Consider the following 14,984-nt stretch of genomic DNA (forward strand, 5'->3'; position numbering starts at 1 on the left):
TTCTTAAAGAAAGCCTACTTACTTTGATGTAAATATTGCCTGACACAGGTCTATCCAGAATGTATACAAATGTATGTGGCACTTAAGTATCATTTATCAATTGACCCACTGTTTCATCTCTACCTATCTATGAATCAACTTAAGACAAAATTTCGGCGAGTTTCGTCCGCCTTATTGCTGTCAACATTTTACCTGGCAACGCTTACCAACTGCTTAGCGCAGGCTAATGGGGAAAAGCCCGTCACCATTCAGGTAGACTTAGCAAAAAGCATGGGACCTCTGAAGCCTATATGGGCTTGGTTCGGTTACGACGAACCGAACTACACCTACATGAAGGACGGCAAAAAACTACTCACTGAATTATCCACTATAGGCAAAGCCCCTGTGTATGTTCGAGTGCATAGCCTACTGGTGACTGGCGATGGGGAGGCCGCGTTGAAATGGGGCTCTACCAATGCGTATACGGAAGACGCCAATGGGAAACCCGTTTACAACTGGACTATCGTAGACAAAATTTTCGATACGTTTATTCAGCGGGGCATGAAGCCTATTGCTCAGATTGGCTTCATGCCGCAAGCGCTTTCGGTGAAGCCTGAACCGTATCGCCATCACTGGAAGCCGGGAGATAACTACAATGATATTTACCTGGGTTGGGCTTATCCGCCTAAAGATTACAACAAGTGGGCCGAGCTGGTTTATCAGTGGGTAAAGCACTCGGTCAAGCGGTACGGCCAGAAAGAAGTGGAGAGCTGGTACTGGGAATTGTGGAATGAGCCTAATATTAGCTATTGGAAAGGAACTGTGGATGAGTACATTAAACTCTACGATTATACAGCCGATGCGGTTAAGCGGGCGCTGCCCACTGCCCGAATAGGTGGTCCTGAGGTAACCGGACCTGGTTGGGAGGGTTCAAGAAAGTTTTTCATTCCGTTTATGGAACACGTAGTCAACGGGAAAAACTACGTAACAGGTGAAACGGGTAGCCCAATCGATTTTATAACGTTTCACGCCAAAGGTGCTCCTAAAGTGGTGGATGGGCATGTGCAGATGAACATGGGCACGCAACTGCGCGACATTGATAAAGGCTTCGAGATTGTTGCTTCTTACCCAAAACTAAAAAACTTGCCAATCATTATCGGCGAGTCCGACCCGGAGGGCTGTGCGGCCTGTTCCGAAGATGTTAATCCAGAAAACGCCTACCGCAATGGCACGATGTATTCCAGTTATACGGCGGCTTCATTCGCGCGCAAGTATGACTTAGCGCAGGCACGGAGTGTGAATCTGGCGGGGGCTGTTACGTGGGCGTTCGAGTTTGAAAATCAACCCTGGTTTCGGGGCTTCCGCGATCTGGCGACCAATGGCGTTGATAAGCCTGTACTGAATGTCTTTCGCATGTTTGGCATGATGCCGACCACCCGCGTCGAAGTAAAGAATGACCTTGCTTATGACTACATCCGGGTGCGGGACGAAAGCGTACGAAAAGAAGCGGATATTAACGCACTGGCCTCTAAAAATGATGAATCGGCAGCGGTAATGGTTTGGAACTACCACGATGATAACGTAGCTGGCCCGGATGCATCCGTTTCACTTCGTTTAAGCGGATTGCCCAACAAAGGCGTTACCGTGCATCATTACCGGATTGATCAAAAATTCAGCAACTCATACGAGGCATGGAAAAAAATGGGGTCCCCCAAAACACCTACAAAAGAGCAGATCGCTGAACTTGAAAAGGCGGGACAACTGCAACAATTTGCAGCACCACAACGCTTACAAGTAACGAATCAGGAGGCTACTCTTAACTTTGCTCTACCTCGACAAGGTGTTTCGCTGTTGAAATTAACCTGGAATTAAACCCCGGTCTGTTGGCTACACGATACTTTACTTCTCTGATTAACTGTATTATCGGTTGTCCTGCTTAGCTGTTAACCAATGAAAACGGCTTCAATGCAGCACCTAGTACGATTGTACGAATGGGCTGGATTGAAGCCGTTTTCAACGAGTAATAGGCTTCATTTGTCACCGGCTAATTGGTGACTAATAAGCCTACAGACGCATAACGTTCGCTGGCCCATAAACTTCGGTTTGTGTATCGCCTTTGATCCCGATCACTAGTTGATTATTGTACCGAAAGCGCCTACCTTCTCGATTTTGGTTTTGCTACTATCGATCGAGATACATAGGCCCATTGACTCGAGTTGCACAACAATTGTTTTTCCCTGTTGGGAAACCATTTCGCCCTCTTGGTCCATGAAGACCCCCGACGTAATTTTGAGTCGATCAGCTGGTTTGAAATCAATTACTTCGAGCGCGTCATGTTCAAAGTCGTTCAGCATATTTTTTATTTGATCAATTTCGTGCTGTTTGACAATAGCCGGTTTTTTCAACCAGTACAGGTAATTAACTACCCCAGGTACACCAAAAACCAGCGAACGCTGGCGCTCCTCCAGATTGACAAAGCAATACGAGCGAAACAGTGGCTCCTCGACTGTTTTTATTCGATCCGACCAACGCCGTTTCGTTATCCGGAGCGGGCAGTATACTTCCAGCCCAAGTTGCCGTAAGCCTTTTGCGACTAATTTTTCTGATTTTGATTTCGTGTAAAGAACAAACCATGCCATGCGCGTTTTTGGATAAAGAGTATCACTCGTTTTATTTTTTAGACTTCACTTTTCTGTAGAAGGAGTAGAACTAAAGCCCGAACAGCCTGCCAATTTATCTAAAGGTGGTAGAGCCTATAGAATTAATAGATTTAAAAGCTGCGCAGCCGCATCGCCCTCCCCATAAATTGGGTTGAAAGTGATGCTAGTAGGCCCTTCAAAGGATTGAAAAGCCTCTATAATCTGAGTTGGATCAGCGTCACAAAGCACCGCGGCCCCCTGATCCACTATTTCAACCCACTCTGTTTCTGCGCGTAAAATGATACACGGTTTTTTGAAGAAGTAGGCTTCCTTCTGAACACCCCCCGAATCGGTAATAATTAGTTTGGCATGCTGTTCGAGTACGATCATTTCCAGGTACGATACCGGTGGACACAGTTGTATAGCTGGGTGATTAATTATCGACTGATGTAGTTCGGATGATAGGAGAGCACTCATCTGTTTCAGCGTGCGCGGATGCAACGGCATAACCAGATTGATACGATACTTCTCAACTAGTATCAGCAGGGCTTCAAAAATTGAATTTAATCGACTAGCATCGTCGGTATTGGCATTTCGATGGATCGTTACGAGCACATACGTTTCCGGCTGAACGCCCAAACGTTCCAGTATATACGTTTTCTGTTTAGCCAGGTCAGCAAAATAAAGTGTGTTGTCGTACATGATGTCGCCCACATTAAACACCCCAGGATTATCGATGGTGTAAGGCGGCTGATTATCCGTCCGAAATCCTTCCCGGATCAGATTATTTACACCGGTTTGCGTTGGCGAAAAGAGGTAGGTAGATACATGATCGGTTAGGACGCGATTAATCTCTTCGGGCATGGTTTTGTTGTACGACCGGAGTCCTGCTTCGATGTGTACAATGGGAACGTGCACCTTAGAGGCTGCAATGGCACCAGCTAATGTCGAATTTGTATCGCCGTATAACACGATAAAATCGGGACGCTCAGTAACTACAATTTCTTCAATACCCTTGATCATTCGGCCAGTTTGCTCGCCATGATTGCCTGAACCAACACCCAGGTTGTAGGTTGGCTGTGGGATAGCAAGTTCGTCGAAGAAAACGCCCGACATATTTTCGTCGTAATGCTGACCGGTATGAACCAGAACTTCAGTAATCTGATGGGCAAAACGCGTCCGAATAGCGCGGCTGAGAGCTGATGCCTTAATAATCTGCGGCCTGGCTCCAATAATTGTTATTAATTTGATTCCCAAAACGCGAGGATAGGTTATTTTACGTAGAAGTATTGCTTGACTACATTTTTGGTCTTTTGAAAAACCAGTTCCTGCAACCAATAAATGGGATTGTTATTCCAGCGCTGCGGATGAAACGTAAACATGACCTGACTTGAGAGCTGTTTGTTTTTTAGTCCAGCAATCAGATCGGCGGTGCTTCTGAACGGATGATTAAAACCCGCATTTACTTTGTCCCGAACGCTTACCTTGTGACCGTCCCATCGTCTACCCGTATCGGTCAGATAGGCAACCTTCGAGAAATCAACGTCCAGATACGGTTCGCCCACTATATCGAAGTCGCTGTATGAATAGGTTTTCCAAAGATCTTTGGAATCATACTTCGACATCGGACTTCCATGCATGCATATAGTGGACACTGGGGCCAGTCTGCGTAAGGCTGTCAAATTTTTCTCGAAATCCAGAATAGCTAATTCTTTGTTGCCCTTACAGGTAGTCAGGCACTCATAGTGGTAACCTACCTCGTGTCCCATATCAGCAATCTGCCGAATAATTCGGTCATTCCAGCTGCCGGAAGTTGCCCGAAAATAATACACACCCCGAATGTTCTGGCTGTGCTGAATCTGGGCGAACGCCAATGAGTTTTGGGGCATGGCGTCTACATCATGCCGAAGAATGAACGTATTGGGTGTAGGATTGCGTAAAAAGGCTTCGAGTGTTGAAAAGCTATAGCCAGCAGCCTGCATGGCCTGAAGCAGTTCGGTGTACATGCGGATTGTAAAGTCCATCGCTGTAGGTATGCTGATTTGCTCACCGATAAGCAACTTCCGCTTTGGCTTCGGCTACACTTTGTGGATAGTTTAAGATCAGTGCTGTTAAAAAAGAGGTTAAGTCAACTTTATCGGCCAGCATACTTTCTTTACGATCCTGCCACACCGCCTTACTGTCGCTATTCAAAGCCAATTCTTTGACCGTACGCATCATAGCCGGAAAATTGTCAGGCTGGAAGGAATAGCAGAGTTGGTATTTTTGCTCGATCTCGTTTGGAATCGACAGTTGCCCGGCAAACGTATTGAGTTTTATAGCCGGTGTACCCAGCAAAGCCGCTTCCGTAGTCATGGTCTGGCTATCGCCAACAAAAAGCGTTGCGTAGTAAAGAAGGGTGTGTATTTTCTCGGGTGAAATGGGCAATTGATACAGGGCCAGCTCCGGCTCAGTGGTTCGTTCTGTGGTGATAAAAACCCGACCGAATCGTTTCAGAAAGTCAACCAATTCAATTTTCTGGTCAAGAGTCAAGCCTTTCGCCCCTCCGTCGTGGTGGGCTTTGAACGCATTAAATCGTAACACAAAGTAGGCGTCACCAGGCGTTAACCCTAGTTCGGTCAAAACGTCAGGATCAGGTCTGAATCGATTGGGATGTAGGTACGCCAGTTCGTGATAGCTCGGATGAGAGATGCGTTGTTTTCCTCGGTCTTCGTGAGCCAGCGCGCTGGGAGTGAGGATGACATTGGCGTATGACGTGAACTTACCAAAGATAGGCGTAGCTACCAGATCGTCGTCGTCGAGCGCAAACGACTTCATGACGGTTAGCTTCGATACGACAGGCAATACCATCGATATACCGATACCGTAATCGATTCGTCGGCCAAGCACAATGCCAAGCACTTTCAGCAGGTGAAAAAACTCATAGACGTATTTCCACAACAGGTGATCTTTCTTGCGGCCCGTGCTGATGTAGGGAATATGGTACAGATCCAGCAGCTTTGTAATTGATTCAACGTTTTTTGACGTGACAATGACTTTGTATCCCCTACTTTTAAGCTCTTTTATAAGATGCTTAAACAGGTGTACATGAGCTGGATGATTGATGTCAACTAAAACTTTCTTCATGGGTGGGTAGTGGATGCCGCGTAAAATGGTGCAGGCTTTGGTTAATGATTTCTAAATCGCGCTGCGTTAAGCCATAGTGACACGGTATGGTCAATAGGTTGTCAACAAGTTGTTCAAACTGCGGGCATTGACCAGATTGATAGCCAAATTCCCGAGTCCAGATTTTGGCGTGCTGAAAGTGTTTGGCACCACCAATGCCCTTTTCCCGCAAGTAATTATATAGGTCGTTGCGGTTTTTACACAGCAGGACTACAACATATGCATTTTCCTGCGCTGATTTGTTTAGTACGGTAAAACTTGATCGGTTGTGATCGATCAGGAGCCGGGCGTTTTCGCGCTGCGTTGCCGCACGTTCGACAATCCGACTGATGTAAGTTGGCAACCCAGATGCTACGCTACGGTGAGCTTTTTTGAAACGATCAGGAAAGGCTGAAACAGCACTGTTTCGCTTACTGACAATCGTTTCGCTCACTAACCATTTCTGAAGAATACCACCCATTCGGGAATGGACCGCAGCTTTTAGGATTCGTTTGCCAATTAAAGCCAATTCGCTCAGCAGACCGGGCTCAGCTAGTTCGCTCACCATCTCCGCAATACGTCTGCCGTAGACGTGATTATTTACGACCAGTAATGCTCCACTTCCGAACGACGGAAACTTGCCATCACCAAACGAGAAAACGGCGCAATCGAAAAAATTTCCGACAAGCGTACCATCGTAGTAACTTAAGAACGCGTGAGCACAATCTTCAATGACAGGCAGGTTTCCTACAATTTGTCTGATCTGATGGATATTAGCGGGTTTCCCAAACGTATGCGTTACGATCAGTGCATCCAACTGTACTTGTTTACATTGTAGGTCGTTCGTATCAATAGTCAGATGTTCGTCAATATCGATAAACAAGGGTTTATACCCAGCTGCAACAATGGCCGACAACACCGATGAGCAGGTATATGGCTGCACACCTACACGGGCTCCCGGTACAAGATCAAACGCTTTGAGCGCTAGGAAAATACCCACACGTGCCTGACTAACGAAATGAAGCGTCGCTTGCGGAAATAACGCGTTTATGGTTTCATAATTTGTAGGCTGCTTGTCGATTAGCGATTGAAGTGCATTCCAGAAATCACCCACTGAATACGAATAATTAAACCGTGGGATCATCGTTTTACTGCTCTCCAAAGCGTAAATAATTTGTTCGCCACTGCGAGCAAAGCAGGGTAATGGTTTTTCTCATACCGACCATGATTGATGAAGCTGCCGCCAAATTTCTTTTTGTAGTCCCGCACACCATAGGGCACATCGGGTTTGCCAGCTCCCCCGAAGTCGAACCAGGAAAAACCGTTTTCTTTTCCCCACATGAATACTGCCCAGGGTAATAGATCATTCGGATACTTGCTGTAATAGCGGCTGTAGGCTCCGGCATAATAATCGTATAGCGTGTCGCCACAAGCCAGACAGAGGACGCACCCGATGATCTGCCCTTCCCACATCGCCGTGAAAAGGCGAAGTCCTATCTGATCGGTTGAATGCTGCCAGATAGCGTCAAAATGGCTGTAATTGGGCAATGGCAGTTTTGCCCGTTGGTACACTTCGGTGAGTATTGCGTAGCATTCGGTCAGCGCTTCCGGATTTTTATTCAGTACAACCGTACAACCTTCTTTTTCGGCCCGTCGGATTTCGTTGCGCCGTTTGGTATGCACCTGTTTCCAAAGCTCATCTTGCGGGTACGTCAGATCAACTAAAATGTTCAAGTGATCATCATAGCGAAACCCAGCCTCTTCAAACACAGACTGCACGGAATTAGTATCCTGAAAATTACGCACCTGGGTATACAGGCTCTTTAATCCGTACGTCCGGTAAGCATCCAGCAACCCCTGCGTAATCACTGCGTTGTTATGAGCAACCACTGGACCACCAATGATTAGATTACGGCTGCTCAGAAAACGAACAACCGGCAGACCAAGCTGCAATTGTCTATACGCAAGCAAAACACCCACGATTTCGTTTTCCTGTCTGGCAATCACGTAAAAAGGTTCAGACCGTTCTGAGGACCGGCATACATTGAAAAAAACCGGAGACTGAAAATAATGAAAGCCGGGACAGGTCAGTAAAAACTGAGTTATAGCCTGTTCGTCTGTTGGGGTTAACTTGCGTAGCAGACTATACTGATACATGCGGTAGTGGACGAAAGCGGTTCGTCGCGCTTTGTTATTCAGGCGTTGATGATGCTTCGTACTTACCCTGCTTACTAGCCGGATAATTCTGAAAAAACGATGTCAGGAATGCACTGACGTTAATCTGATCGGCAAGCATCTTCTGCCGCTTTTCCTGAAAGATTTCCCCTAAATTATTGGTTGTCAGTAAATCATAGAGTTTAGACAACAACCGATCAGGTTGTCCGGTTGTAATCCCAAACGTTAATCCGTACCGATGTTCCAGTTCGCTTAATATAGATATTTTGCTTGTAAAACCGCTGTACCGTATTGACGGTATGCCTAACATTGCCGCTTCGACGCTCATACTCTGACTGTCTGATATCAGCAACGTTGCGTAGGCCAGGACATGGTGCATATCAGATGGATGGATCGGCAATTGATAGGCTTTATACATTTCCGCAAGCTTGCCTTCTGCACTGATCCAGACTTGGTAGCCATAGCGATTCATAATTTCGTGAATGATTTCATCAAGCAACCGTTGATCAATTCCCCGCATACCAATATCATGGTGGGCCGCCAAGCGGGAAAGTCGGATAAGTACGTATTTTTTTGTAAGCGAGTACGTGGCCAGGACAGAAGCGTCGGGACTGAATACAGTTGGGTGCAAATAGCCCAGTTTCATATAGCCTCGGTAACCAAATTTCTTTGCCCCCCAGTTGCCTACCTCGCAGATTTCCGGGCACAGAATTGTTTGGGTAAACGGATAAGTCAGATCGGCTAATTTTTTGATAACTCCATAATCGTCTTCAACAATAGTAATCCGGTTGATGCGAAGCAGTCGGCCAAGCTGAGCGATGGCGGCATCAGTTCCAATCAGTAAGTCAGGTTTACTTCTGATCAGCACGGGCAGCATGATGGCCATGCGCTTCAACAAACTAATCAGCATCGCTAGCCTGGAGTGGCCACGCTCGACAGGCAGAATGTTGCGGTGGGGAATACCGTCTTTCTGAATGAGTGTCTCCAGTACATCCTTACTTCTAATTAGCACGGTCACCTGATTTTCATTCTTGGCCAGTAAACTGCGGATGGTTTCGCGCATGGCGAGGTACTGAGCCGGATGGCCAAAGTAGAAAAGAAATTTCATGATTGACGGGATGAACCCAGTGCTTCATTAGCCATTACAGTCATCGGTGTGAACGCATACAATCGGCGAACAAGTGGTCTTAAGCCACTGGCAAGCTTGACAATCAGACTGTAATTCGACGGATAATCGAACGTATTTCTAGCCACTGCTGACCAGATCTTTCCGAAAGCGTCATCGGTTAGCGACAGTTTTTTCTGCACGTAGGCGCGGGTTGCTTCCAGTTCATGATCCGGTGCAAACGGCTTATTCAACTGCGCTAGTGCCTCGTCACGTGTGATAGCGTTGCTGAGCACCTGTGCCGACAAGTTAATCTTTCGTTTGTCGATGCCAAACTTACGCGGCAGCCAATAAGCCATGGCGAATTTTGTAAACAGGTTTTCGTGATGATGGCCTCCGTAGTCTTTCCAATCGTACAGTTCCATCATCAACTGCCGGGCATCCTGCTTTTTGTAATCCAGATAGTAGTATGGGCGAACATCTTTAACACCTTTGATCAGTCCCGAATAAGCCATACGGGGTAGTGTCAGCATCGGGTACGTTTTTAGTGGCACGCCTGACCCATACCGCTTGTGAATATAACGTAACTGCCGGTCGTCAGCGTAAGTCCACTCTTTGGGTTGTTTGCCTTCGGACCGAAAATCGTTTCCCCGCAAAATATATTGAATACCTTCAGCCTGCGCTACTTTATACATGCAGGCTTTAATAGCCAGATCAGTAGGCGCATCAATCCAGGGAATACCGGCTTTCATATATGACCGTAGAAGATCCTGAATTTCTGCGTAGTCGATCACGTAGGTTTCGAGGTCGATACCCAGCGCCGACGTCACTTTATAGATATTCTGAACCGCGATTTCGCTGCTAAATCCGTTATCGAGATTAACGGCCAGAGGGCGCAAGCCGTACTGAATAGCAGTGTGCAGAAGATATGAACTATCTACGCCCCCACTCACGCCTACCACACAATTGTAGCGTTGGTTATGTCCAGCCTTTTTGATTGCCGTAACGAACGCATTCCACGTAGCCAAACCCTTTTCACCACGTGGATAGGTATCCATCATGGTTTCCTGCAATTTGCAAAAGTTTGATACGCCGTTCTCATCAAACGTGATACCCGGAATTGTTTCATCCCAAACGCCTTTGGTACAGATTTTCATGCCAGATTGAAAAGATTTACTAATTCGTCGTTTTTCGGGTAATTCACCAGAACAGCTTTGCGAGGACCATGATAGACAAACAATGACCCAGCCGCTACGGCTGACGCATGGGCTTCCTCGACAGCCAATTTAAAATCAGCTAATTGCCCGGCCCCGCCAGCGGCTACAACCGGAATGCTCACGGCAGCAGCTATGGTACGCGTCAGGGTCAGGTCATATCCCTGCATCATACCGTCATGCTCAATGGATGTTACCAGCAATTCACCCGCGCCATTGGCTTCCATCTGCTGTGCCCACGCTACCGGATCATGACCAGTTGCCCGGCTGCCACCTGCTGTGTATACCTGCGCTTTTCGCCAGAAATTTTTCTTTACGTCGATAGCCACCACGATAGTCGAACTGCCAAACTCATCGGCAGCGGCTTTCACGAAAGCGGGGTTTTGTAATGCGTATGTGTTCAGCACTACTTTTTCGGCGCCAGCGTTAATCAACTCTTTGATTTGTTGAATGGTCTGAATACCTCCGCCCACCGCAAACGGCATATTCGCTTCATCACCCACTTGCCGCACAAAATCCAGATCGATGACGCGATTTTCTTTCGTCGCCAGAATATCGACCAACACTAACTCATCGGCGCGCAGGTCGTTAAAAATCTTAACGGCATTGATTGGGTCACCGACGTAAGTATAATCGCGAAACTTCATCGACTTGACCAAACCTTTATTTCGCAGCAACAACAGCGGTATAACACGGGGCCTAAACATTCAGAAAATTACGGCATTGATTGGGTCACCGACGTAAGTATAATCGCGAAACTTCATCGACTTGACCAAACCTTTATTTCGCAGCAACAACAGCGGTATAACACGGGGCCTAAACATTCAGAAAATTTGCGATTAGTTGTTCGCCCCAGTCGTGACTTTTTTCTGGATGGAATTGTGTACCGTAGATGTTCTCTTTCTGGATGGCCGATGCAAACGCGTAATCATAGGTGGTTAGCGCCAGTGCATCCTGCGGTTGCCGACAAACCACGTGGTACGAATGGACAAAATAAAACATGGCTTCCGGCGACATATTCGCGAACAGACCCGATGTTTTCGCCGTCTCGGCTGTGTTCCAACCCATATGCGGCACTTTGTAGGTCAGGCAGTTACTAACAGCAAATCGCCTAACGTCAGCATCAAACCACCCGAGCCCCTCAACGTCACCTTCTTCGCTCCAGCGAGCCATCAGCTGCATGCCAAGACAAATACCCAGAATAGGCGTGCGCTCGATAATCACTTTGTGATTCAACGCATTCCATAGCCCCAACTCTTTTAATTTGCGAACGCCATTGGCAAAATGACCCACGCCGGGTAGTACGAGTTTATCAGCTCGAGCCAGTACGTTAGGGTCCGACGAAATGCGGACATTAGCCTTGAGCCGATCAAACGTTTTCTGTACCGACCGCAAGTTACCCATGCCGTAATCAACAATCACAATCAGATCGGACGGACTCATTGCTACGCTTTATGAATGTTATAAAGGGAAAGAGCGTATTTGTTTTAGCGACTAAGACACGCTAAATCCAAAATTCATTGTACCAAATTTGGAATCAATTAACGCTCTGTTCATTAGTCGATCGCCTTCAAACGAATGTCTTCCGTGCAGCCATCTACCGTTTTGCACAATATATCCTTGACCATTATCTAACTTGAAAACATGTTGGCACTGATAAACTAGTGTTAAGAACACGCTCAACGCCTGAATTATTTCTGCTGAAAAATAGGCTATGTCGTCATAGCGGAACCGTATGTACTTACTGGCAGAACCCTGGCTATTAAAGATAGCCGAGCTATATTGGTGACTGCCCCTACCAAAAATCGCTCCGTCCGGCTGTTCCAGCAAACTTAATTCTGAAGGAAAACGGTTTTTCATTACATCATATATCTCTTTACCATCCGCCAGAATCGTATCGCCACCATGCGCAGCGGTTTTTATACAAAGCAGAGACGTATAAAACGGAGGATCAGCTACCGTTGCCCGATCTGTATGAGGCACCAGATTTTTGTCGGTGAGACCGGGTACGCCAGGTCTATCGATGCCATCTACTTTATGCGTAATCTGGGTCAGACCGTTTACGTCGGCGTCGGGATGATTAAAAAGAGGACCTATTTTACTACAAAGATCCAGAAAACAATCTATCTCAAAAATGCCATTGAACGTTATAATACCATGCTTGTCTAAAGCATCAAGAATGCTTTCTTCGTTCGCCTTATCAACGTCGATAAGATGCTTGAGAAAGAAGGAGTCCATTATAAATAGTTATCTATAAAGTGAATGAATTGTAGGCTGTTCTGTACGAGATATTCGGTGTATTGTTACCTGTTTCATTAATCAAGACCTTCTGAAGCGACCTGAGTGAGCAATTACAGTTGCTGGTAAACAGCATTGATTTGTTGCGCGATGAGTCGGCTATCGAACTGCGGTATATGTTCTCGTGCCTTAATAGGCTGCGGATTGTTCAGCACTAGCCGCAGTTTATCGGCCACATCGACAGGATCGTAGGTAGTGATATAACAGCCTTGAATTGACTGAATAACAGTACGGACATCTCCCACATCGGTTGATACAACGGGACAGTTACAGGCCAAGGCTTCTTTTACAAACTGCGGTGATCCTTCCCAAAATGAGGTCATCAGAGCCGCATCGACAGCCGTCATTAGGATGGCTACTTCCTGTCGGCTATAATTTTTCAGCTCTAGTAACTCGACGCTATCATCATGGAGCAAGCCAATTGCCTGTTTCGCCAATGGATAATTTTTGACTGCTGTAGCAAAGTTCGACGAAAATAGCACGTAGCGTTTATGCGGCAAAAGACCCATATGCTGACGGCTCTGTTGCTTGGGTCGTGGCCTGAATAGTTCGAAATCGACCCCGCACGGAACGACAACTCGTTTACGATGATCCGTAAAAATGGCCTTCTCAACCAGTGGCTGCGTAATATAGATCGTTCGGTGGCTTAACCAATCGACTAATGAGGACACTCCACGCAACACGGGTACGACGATGTCTGATCCATGAAATGTGGTCACAACCGGCACCTTTCGTTGAAGGTTAGCTAATAAACCCGCCACCGCTACGTGAGCATGGATGCAGTGATACATTTGACTATCAAGCTGTTGTTCCAGGGCGTTCAGGCACGACAGGTAGCCCGTCAGTCCTTTCCCTTTGATAAAAAAATAATCGAACTGGAGCGTATCGTTCACCTGTTTCAGCGCTTCCACCTGGTCGTAAATGAACGCCTGATGTTTCTCGAAATTGAAATTCAGTGCGTTGCCGCTGCACACAACAAGAATACGCATAGCTATGACCGTCCGGCTATTTTGAACCAGTTCCAACCAACAATCAGCAGAACGATAAATACTAAGTAGGGCTGGTAATATTTTTTGTTTCTCTGGTTCATCTGTGAAATACCATAGGCAGCAAACATTAGCAGAAAAGGCAGCAGAGGCAGATGAAACCGCTCCGACAGCGCAAAACCACTTGAGGCTAGTATGAGAATATACGAAGCAATGAACGCCAGTAACAGTACATGTTCGCGTAGTTTTCTTTGCTTGAACAAAGTAATGAGCGCTACGAAAACAAAGAAAGCATACACATTTCGGGTGAAGTAAGCGCCGGCCAGCATCATGGCACTCTGTTGCTCAGCAATGTTGACTAACGTGGGAAAGGGGGCCATAAGCATCAGCGGCAGAAATACACTGGTGGAGCCATAAACGGCCAGTTTGTTGTTTTCCCCTTTCGCTCTGTGGGCAGAGAAATTACGCATCTGGCTCGAAACGTTATTGCTACTATTCGCCAGGTATTCGTTTACATTATCCGCCAACGGTGTGGTTGCCAAGAGCATAATTCCGGTTAATAGGATGAGTACTAATCCGATCCGTTTGGCTAATCCCGAAATTCGACTTGATGTAAACAAAGCCGCTATGAACATTGAAGCGATCAGGCAAGCCGCCAGTACTGTTCGGAAGAAAAACAAGACGATAGCGAGCAAGCTGAGCAAGGCAAAATCAGCAAGTTTCAATTGGCGCGATCGAATAACCCGATCACCCAAATAAATAAAGCTTACTACCACAAAAACCATTTCCGTTTCTTTCAGGTGCAGGCCGGTATAGTAAATCAGATTGGGAACAAGCATGGTCATGATACCAGCCATTCGTCCGGTCGCTTCACCAAAGTTATTCCGAGCGAGTTTGTAGGTAATGAGCGCCCCAAAACTGCCGATCACTGCTTTTAGTAGACGGGGAATCAGCAGGTTTTCGCCTACTATGTAATAGACAAGGCCCAAATACATCGGATAACCCATATCCGAGTAATTCTTACCGATATACGACACGTATTGACTCCATTTGTTATCCTTAATAAGACCGAGTAACCAGAGCGCTTCCCCGTGATACCCCTTTGCATCGCCGGCTTCGAACTCAAACGGTTCGCCCAACATAGTGGTATAGAAAACGTAACTGAAAACAACCCAGACAATCCGAATCCAAAGCGAAGTCCGGAAGAGTTTTTTTTCAAAAACGGCGTTCGAAACATGGCTCCATCGCCGGGTCAGTTTATGAAGAAAAAAGAAAAAGCAGTAAACCTCCGCAAACCCGAACAAAATCCACAAGGGTGGTAATAATCGACTAAAAAAGAAAGCTGAACAAAGCAGAAAAGCGGTAAAAAAAGCCGTAATGCTTTTTTGCGTAAAAAATCGAGGTATGTAGCCAAGTAACGCTGCTGGAGCTCGCATGGAAATAA

General features: G+C 46.5%; 14 protein-coding genes. 1 reads left to right on the forward strand and 13 read right to left on the reverse strand.

From position 1 onward, the window contains the following. The first annotated feature begins 129 nt into the window (after positions 1 to 129). Positions 130 to 1,851 (forward strand): GH39 family glycosyl hydrolase, encoded by a 1,722-nt coding sequence (locus LQ777_RS25950; protein ID WP_232563186.1) that lies wholly within the window; start codon positions 130 to 132, stop codon positions 1,849 to 1,851. A 257-nt stretch (positions 1,852 to 2,108) separates the two neighbouring features. On the opposite strand, the gene LQ777_RS25955 is transcribed toward LQ777_RS25950, so the two are convergent. The 13 genes from LQ777_RS25955 to LQ777_RS26020 all read right to left on the reverse strand — a co-directional run bounded on the left by LQ777_RS25955 (position 2,109) and on the right by LQ777_RS26020 (position 14,976). After that, on the reverse strand, positions 2,109 to 2,618 hold the full coding sequence (locus tag LQ777_RS25955) for a UpxY family transcription antiterminator (protein ID WP_232563187.1): 510 nt from the start codon (positions 2,616 to 2,618) through the stop codon (positions 2,109 to 2,111). A gap of 114 nt (positions 2,619 to 2,732) precedes the next feature. After that, positions 2,733 to 3,875, reverse strand: coding sequence for a non-hydrolyzing UDP-N-acetylglucosamine 2-epimerase (gene wecB, locus LQ777_RS25960; protein ID WP_341871383.1), 1,143 nt, complete (start codon positions 3,873 to 3,875; stop codon positions 2,733 to 2,735). A gap of 14 nt (positions 3,876 to 3,889) precedes the next feature. Beyond that, the gene (locus LQ777_RS25965; RefSeq protein WP_232563188.1) at positions 3,890 to 4,642 is read right to left on the reverse strand and encodes a hypothetical protein; all 753 of its coding nucleotides are present in this window, start codon (positions 4,640 to 4,642) and stop codon (positions 3,890 to 3,892) included. A gap of 22 nt (positions 4,643 to 4,664) precedes the next feature. After that, a complete protein-coding gene (locus tag LQ777_RS25970; RefSeq protein WP_232563189.1) occupies positions 4,665 to 5,744 on the reverse strand; it encodes a DUF354 domain-containing protein in 1,080 nt (359 codons plus the stop codon). Beyond that, the gene (locus LQ777_RS25975; RefSeq protein WP_232563190.1) at positions 5,725 to 6,906 is read right to left on the reverse strand and encodes a DegT/DnrJ/EryC1/StrS family aminotransferase; all 1,182 of its coding nucleotides are present in this window, start codon (positions 6,904 to 6,906) and stop codon (positions 5,725 to 5,727) included. Before LQ777_RS25975 ends, LQ777_RS25970 begins: the two co-directional genes overlap by 20 nt. Further along, positions 6,903 to 7,919, reverse strand: coding sequence for a lipid II:glycine glycyltransferase FemX (locus tag LQ777_RS25980; RefSeq protein WP_232563191.1), 1,017 nt, complete (start codon positions 7,917 to 7,919; stop codon positions 6,903 to 6,905). The genes LQ777_RS25975 and LQ777_RS25980 overlap by 4 nt, the downstream gene beginning before the upstream one ends. A gap of 34 nt (positions 7,920 to 7,953) precedes the next feature. Next, positions 7,954 to 9,045, reverse strand: coding sequence for a hypothetical protein (locus LQ777_RS25985; protein ID WP_232563192.1), 1,092 nt, complete (start codon positions 9,043 to 9,045; stop codon positions 7,954 to 7,956). Next, positions 9,042 to 10,199 carry an N-acetyl sugar amidotransferase gene (locus LQ777_RS25990; RefSeq protein ID WP_232563193.1) on the reverse strand — a complete coding sequence of 386 codons (1,158 nt, stop codon included), beginning with the start codon at positions 10,197 to 10,199 and terminating at the stop codon, positions 9,042 to 9,044. The genes LQ777_RS25985 and LQ777_RS25990 overlap by 4 nt, the downstream gene beginning before the upstream one ends. Further along, complete coding sequence (locus tag LQ777_RS25995; RefSeq protein ID WP_232563194.1) at positions 10,196 to 10,903, reverse strand: AglZ/HisF2 family acetamidino modification protein; 708 nt, start codon at positions 10,901 to 10,903, stop codon at positions 10,196 to 10,198. The genes LQ777_RS25990 and LQ777_RS25995 overlap by 4 nt, the downstream gene beginning before the upstream one ends. Before the next feature lie 169 nt (positions 10,904 to 11,072). Then, positions 11,073 to 11,699, reverse strand: coding sequence for an imidazole glycerol phosphate synthase subunit HisH (hisH, locus tag LQ777_RS26005; protein WP_232563195.1), 627 nt, complete (start codon positions 11,697 to 11,699; stop codon positions 11,073 to 11,075). A gap of 51 nt (positions 11,700 to 11,750) precedes the next feature. Then, positions 11,751 to 12,494 carry a TauD/TfdA family dioxygenase gene (locus LQ777_RS26010; RefSeq protein ID WP_232563196.1) on the reverse strand — a complete coding sequence of 248 codons (744 nt, stop codon included), beginning with the start codon at positions 12,492 to 12,494 and terminating at the stop codon, positions 11,751 to 11,753. 113 nt (positions 12,495 to 12,607) lie between these two features. Next, positions 12,608 to 13,543, reverse strand: coding sequence for a glycosyltransferase (locus LQ777_RS26015; protein WP_232563197.1), 936 nt, complete (start codon positions 13,541 to 13,543; stop codon positions 12,608 to 12,610). A gap of 2 nt (positions 13,544 to 13,545) precedes the next feature. After that, on the reverse strand, positions 13,546 to 14,976 hold the full coding sequence (locus LQ777_RS26020; RefSeq protein WP_232563198.1) for a glycosyltransferase family 39 protein: 1,431 nt from the start codon (positions 14,974 to 14,976) through the stop codon (positions 13,546 to 13,548). Between the last annotated feature and the right edge of the window lie 8 nt (positions 14,977 to 14,984).

The sequence above is a fragment of the Spirosoma oryzicola genome (assembly GCF_021233055.1).
GTDB lineage: Bacteria > Bacteroidota > Bacteroidia > Cytophagales > Spirosomataceae > Spirosoma > Spirosoma oryzicola.

Bases quoted from the DNA above. Each gene is read 5' to 3' on its own strand.
- LQ777_RS25975 (WP_232563190.1), bottom strand. From the start codon at position 6,906: ATGATCCCACGGTTTAATTATTCGTATTCAGTGGGTGATTTCTGGAAT.
- LQ777_RS25995 (WP_232563194.1), bottom strand. From the start codon at position 10,903: ATGAAGTTTCGCGATTATACTTACGTCGGTGACCCAATCAATGCCGTT.
- LQ777_RS25970 (WP_232563189.1), bottom strand. From the start codon at position 5,744: ATGAAGAAAGTTTTAGTTGACATCAATCATCCAGCTCATGTACACCTG.
- LQ777_RS25985 (WP_232563192.1), bottom strand. From the start codon at position 9,045: ATGAAATTTCTTTTCTACTTTGGCCATCCGGCTCAGTACCTCGCCATG.
- LQ777_RS25950 (WP_232563186.1), top strand. From the start codon at position 130: ATGAATCAACTTAAGACAAAATTTCGGCGAGTTTCGTCCGCCTTATTG.
- LQ777_RS26015 (WP_232563197.1), bottom strand. From the start codon at position 13,543: ATGCGTATTCTTGTTGTGTGCAGCGGCAACGCACTGAATTTCAATTTC.
- LQ777_RS25980 (WP_232563191.1), bottom strand. From the start codon at position 7,919: ATGTATCAGTATAGTCTGCTACGCAAGTTAACCCCAACAGACGAACAG.
- LQ777_RS25965 (WP_232563188.1), bottom strand. From the start codon at position 4,642: ATGGACTTTACAATCCGCATGTACACCGAACTGCTTCAGGCCATGCAG.
- LQ777_RS26020 (WP_232563198.1), bottom strand. From the start codon at position 14,976: ATGCGAGCTCCAGCAGCGTTACTTGGCTACATACCTCGATTTTTTACG.
- hisH (WP_232563195.1), bottom strand. From the start codon at position 11,699: ATGAGTCCGTCCGATCTGATTGTGATTGTTGATTACGGCATGGGTAAC.
- LQ777_RS25990 (WP_232563193.1), bottom strand. From the start codon at position 10,199: ATGAAAATCTGTACCAAAGGCGTTTGGGATGAAACAATTCCGGGTATC.
- LQ777_RS26010 (WP_232563196.1), bottom strand. From the start codon at position 12,494: ATGGACTCCTTCTTTCTCAAGCATCTTATCGACGTTGATAAGGCGAAC.
- LQ777_RS25955 (WP_232563187.1), bottom strand. From the start codon at position 2,618: ATGGCATGGTTTGTTCTTTACACGAAATCAAAATCAGAAAAATTAGTC.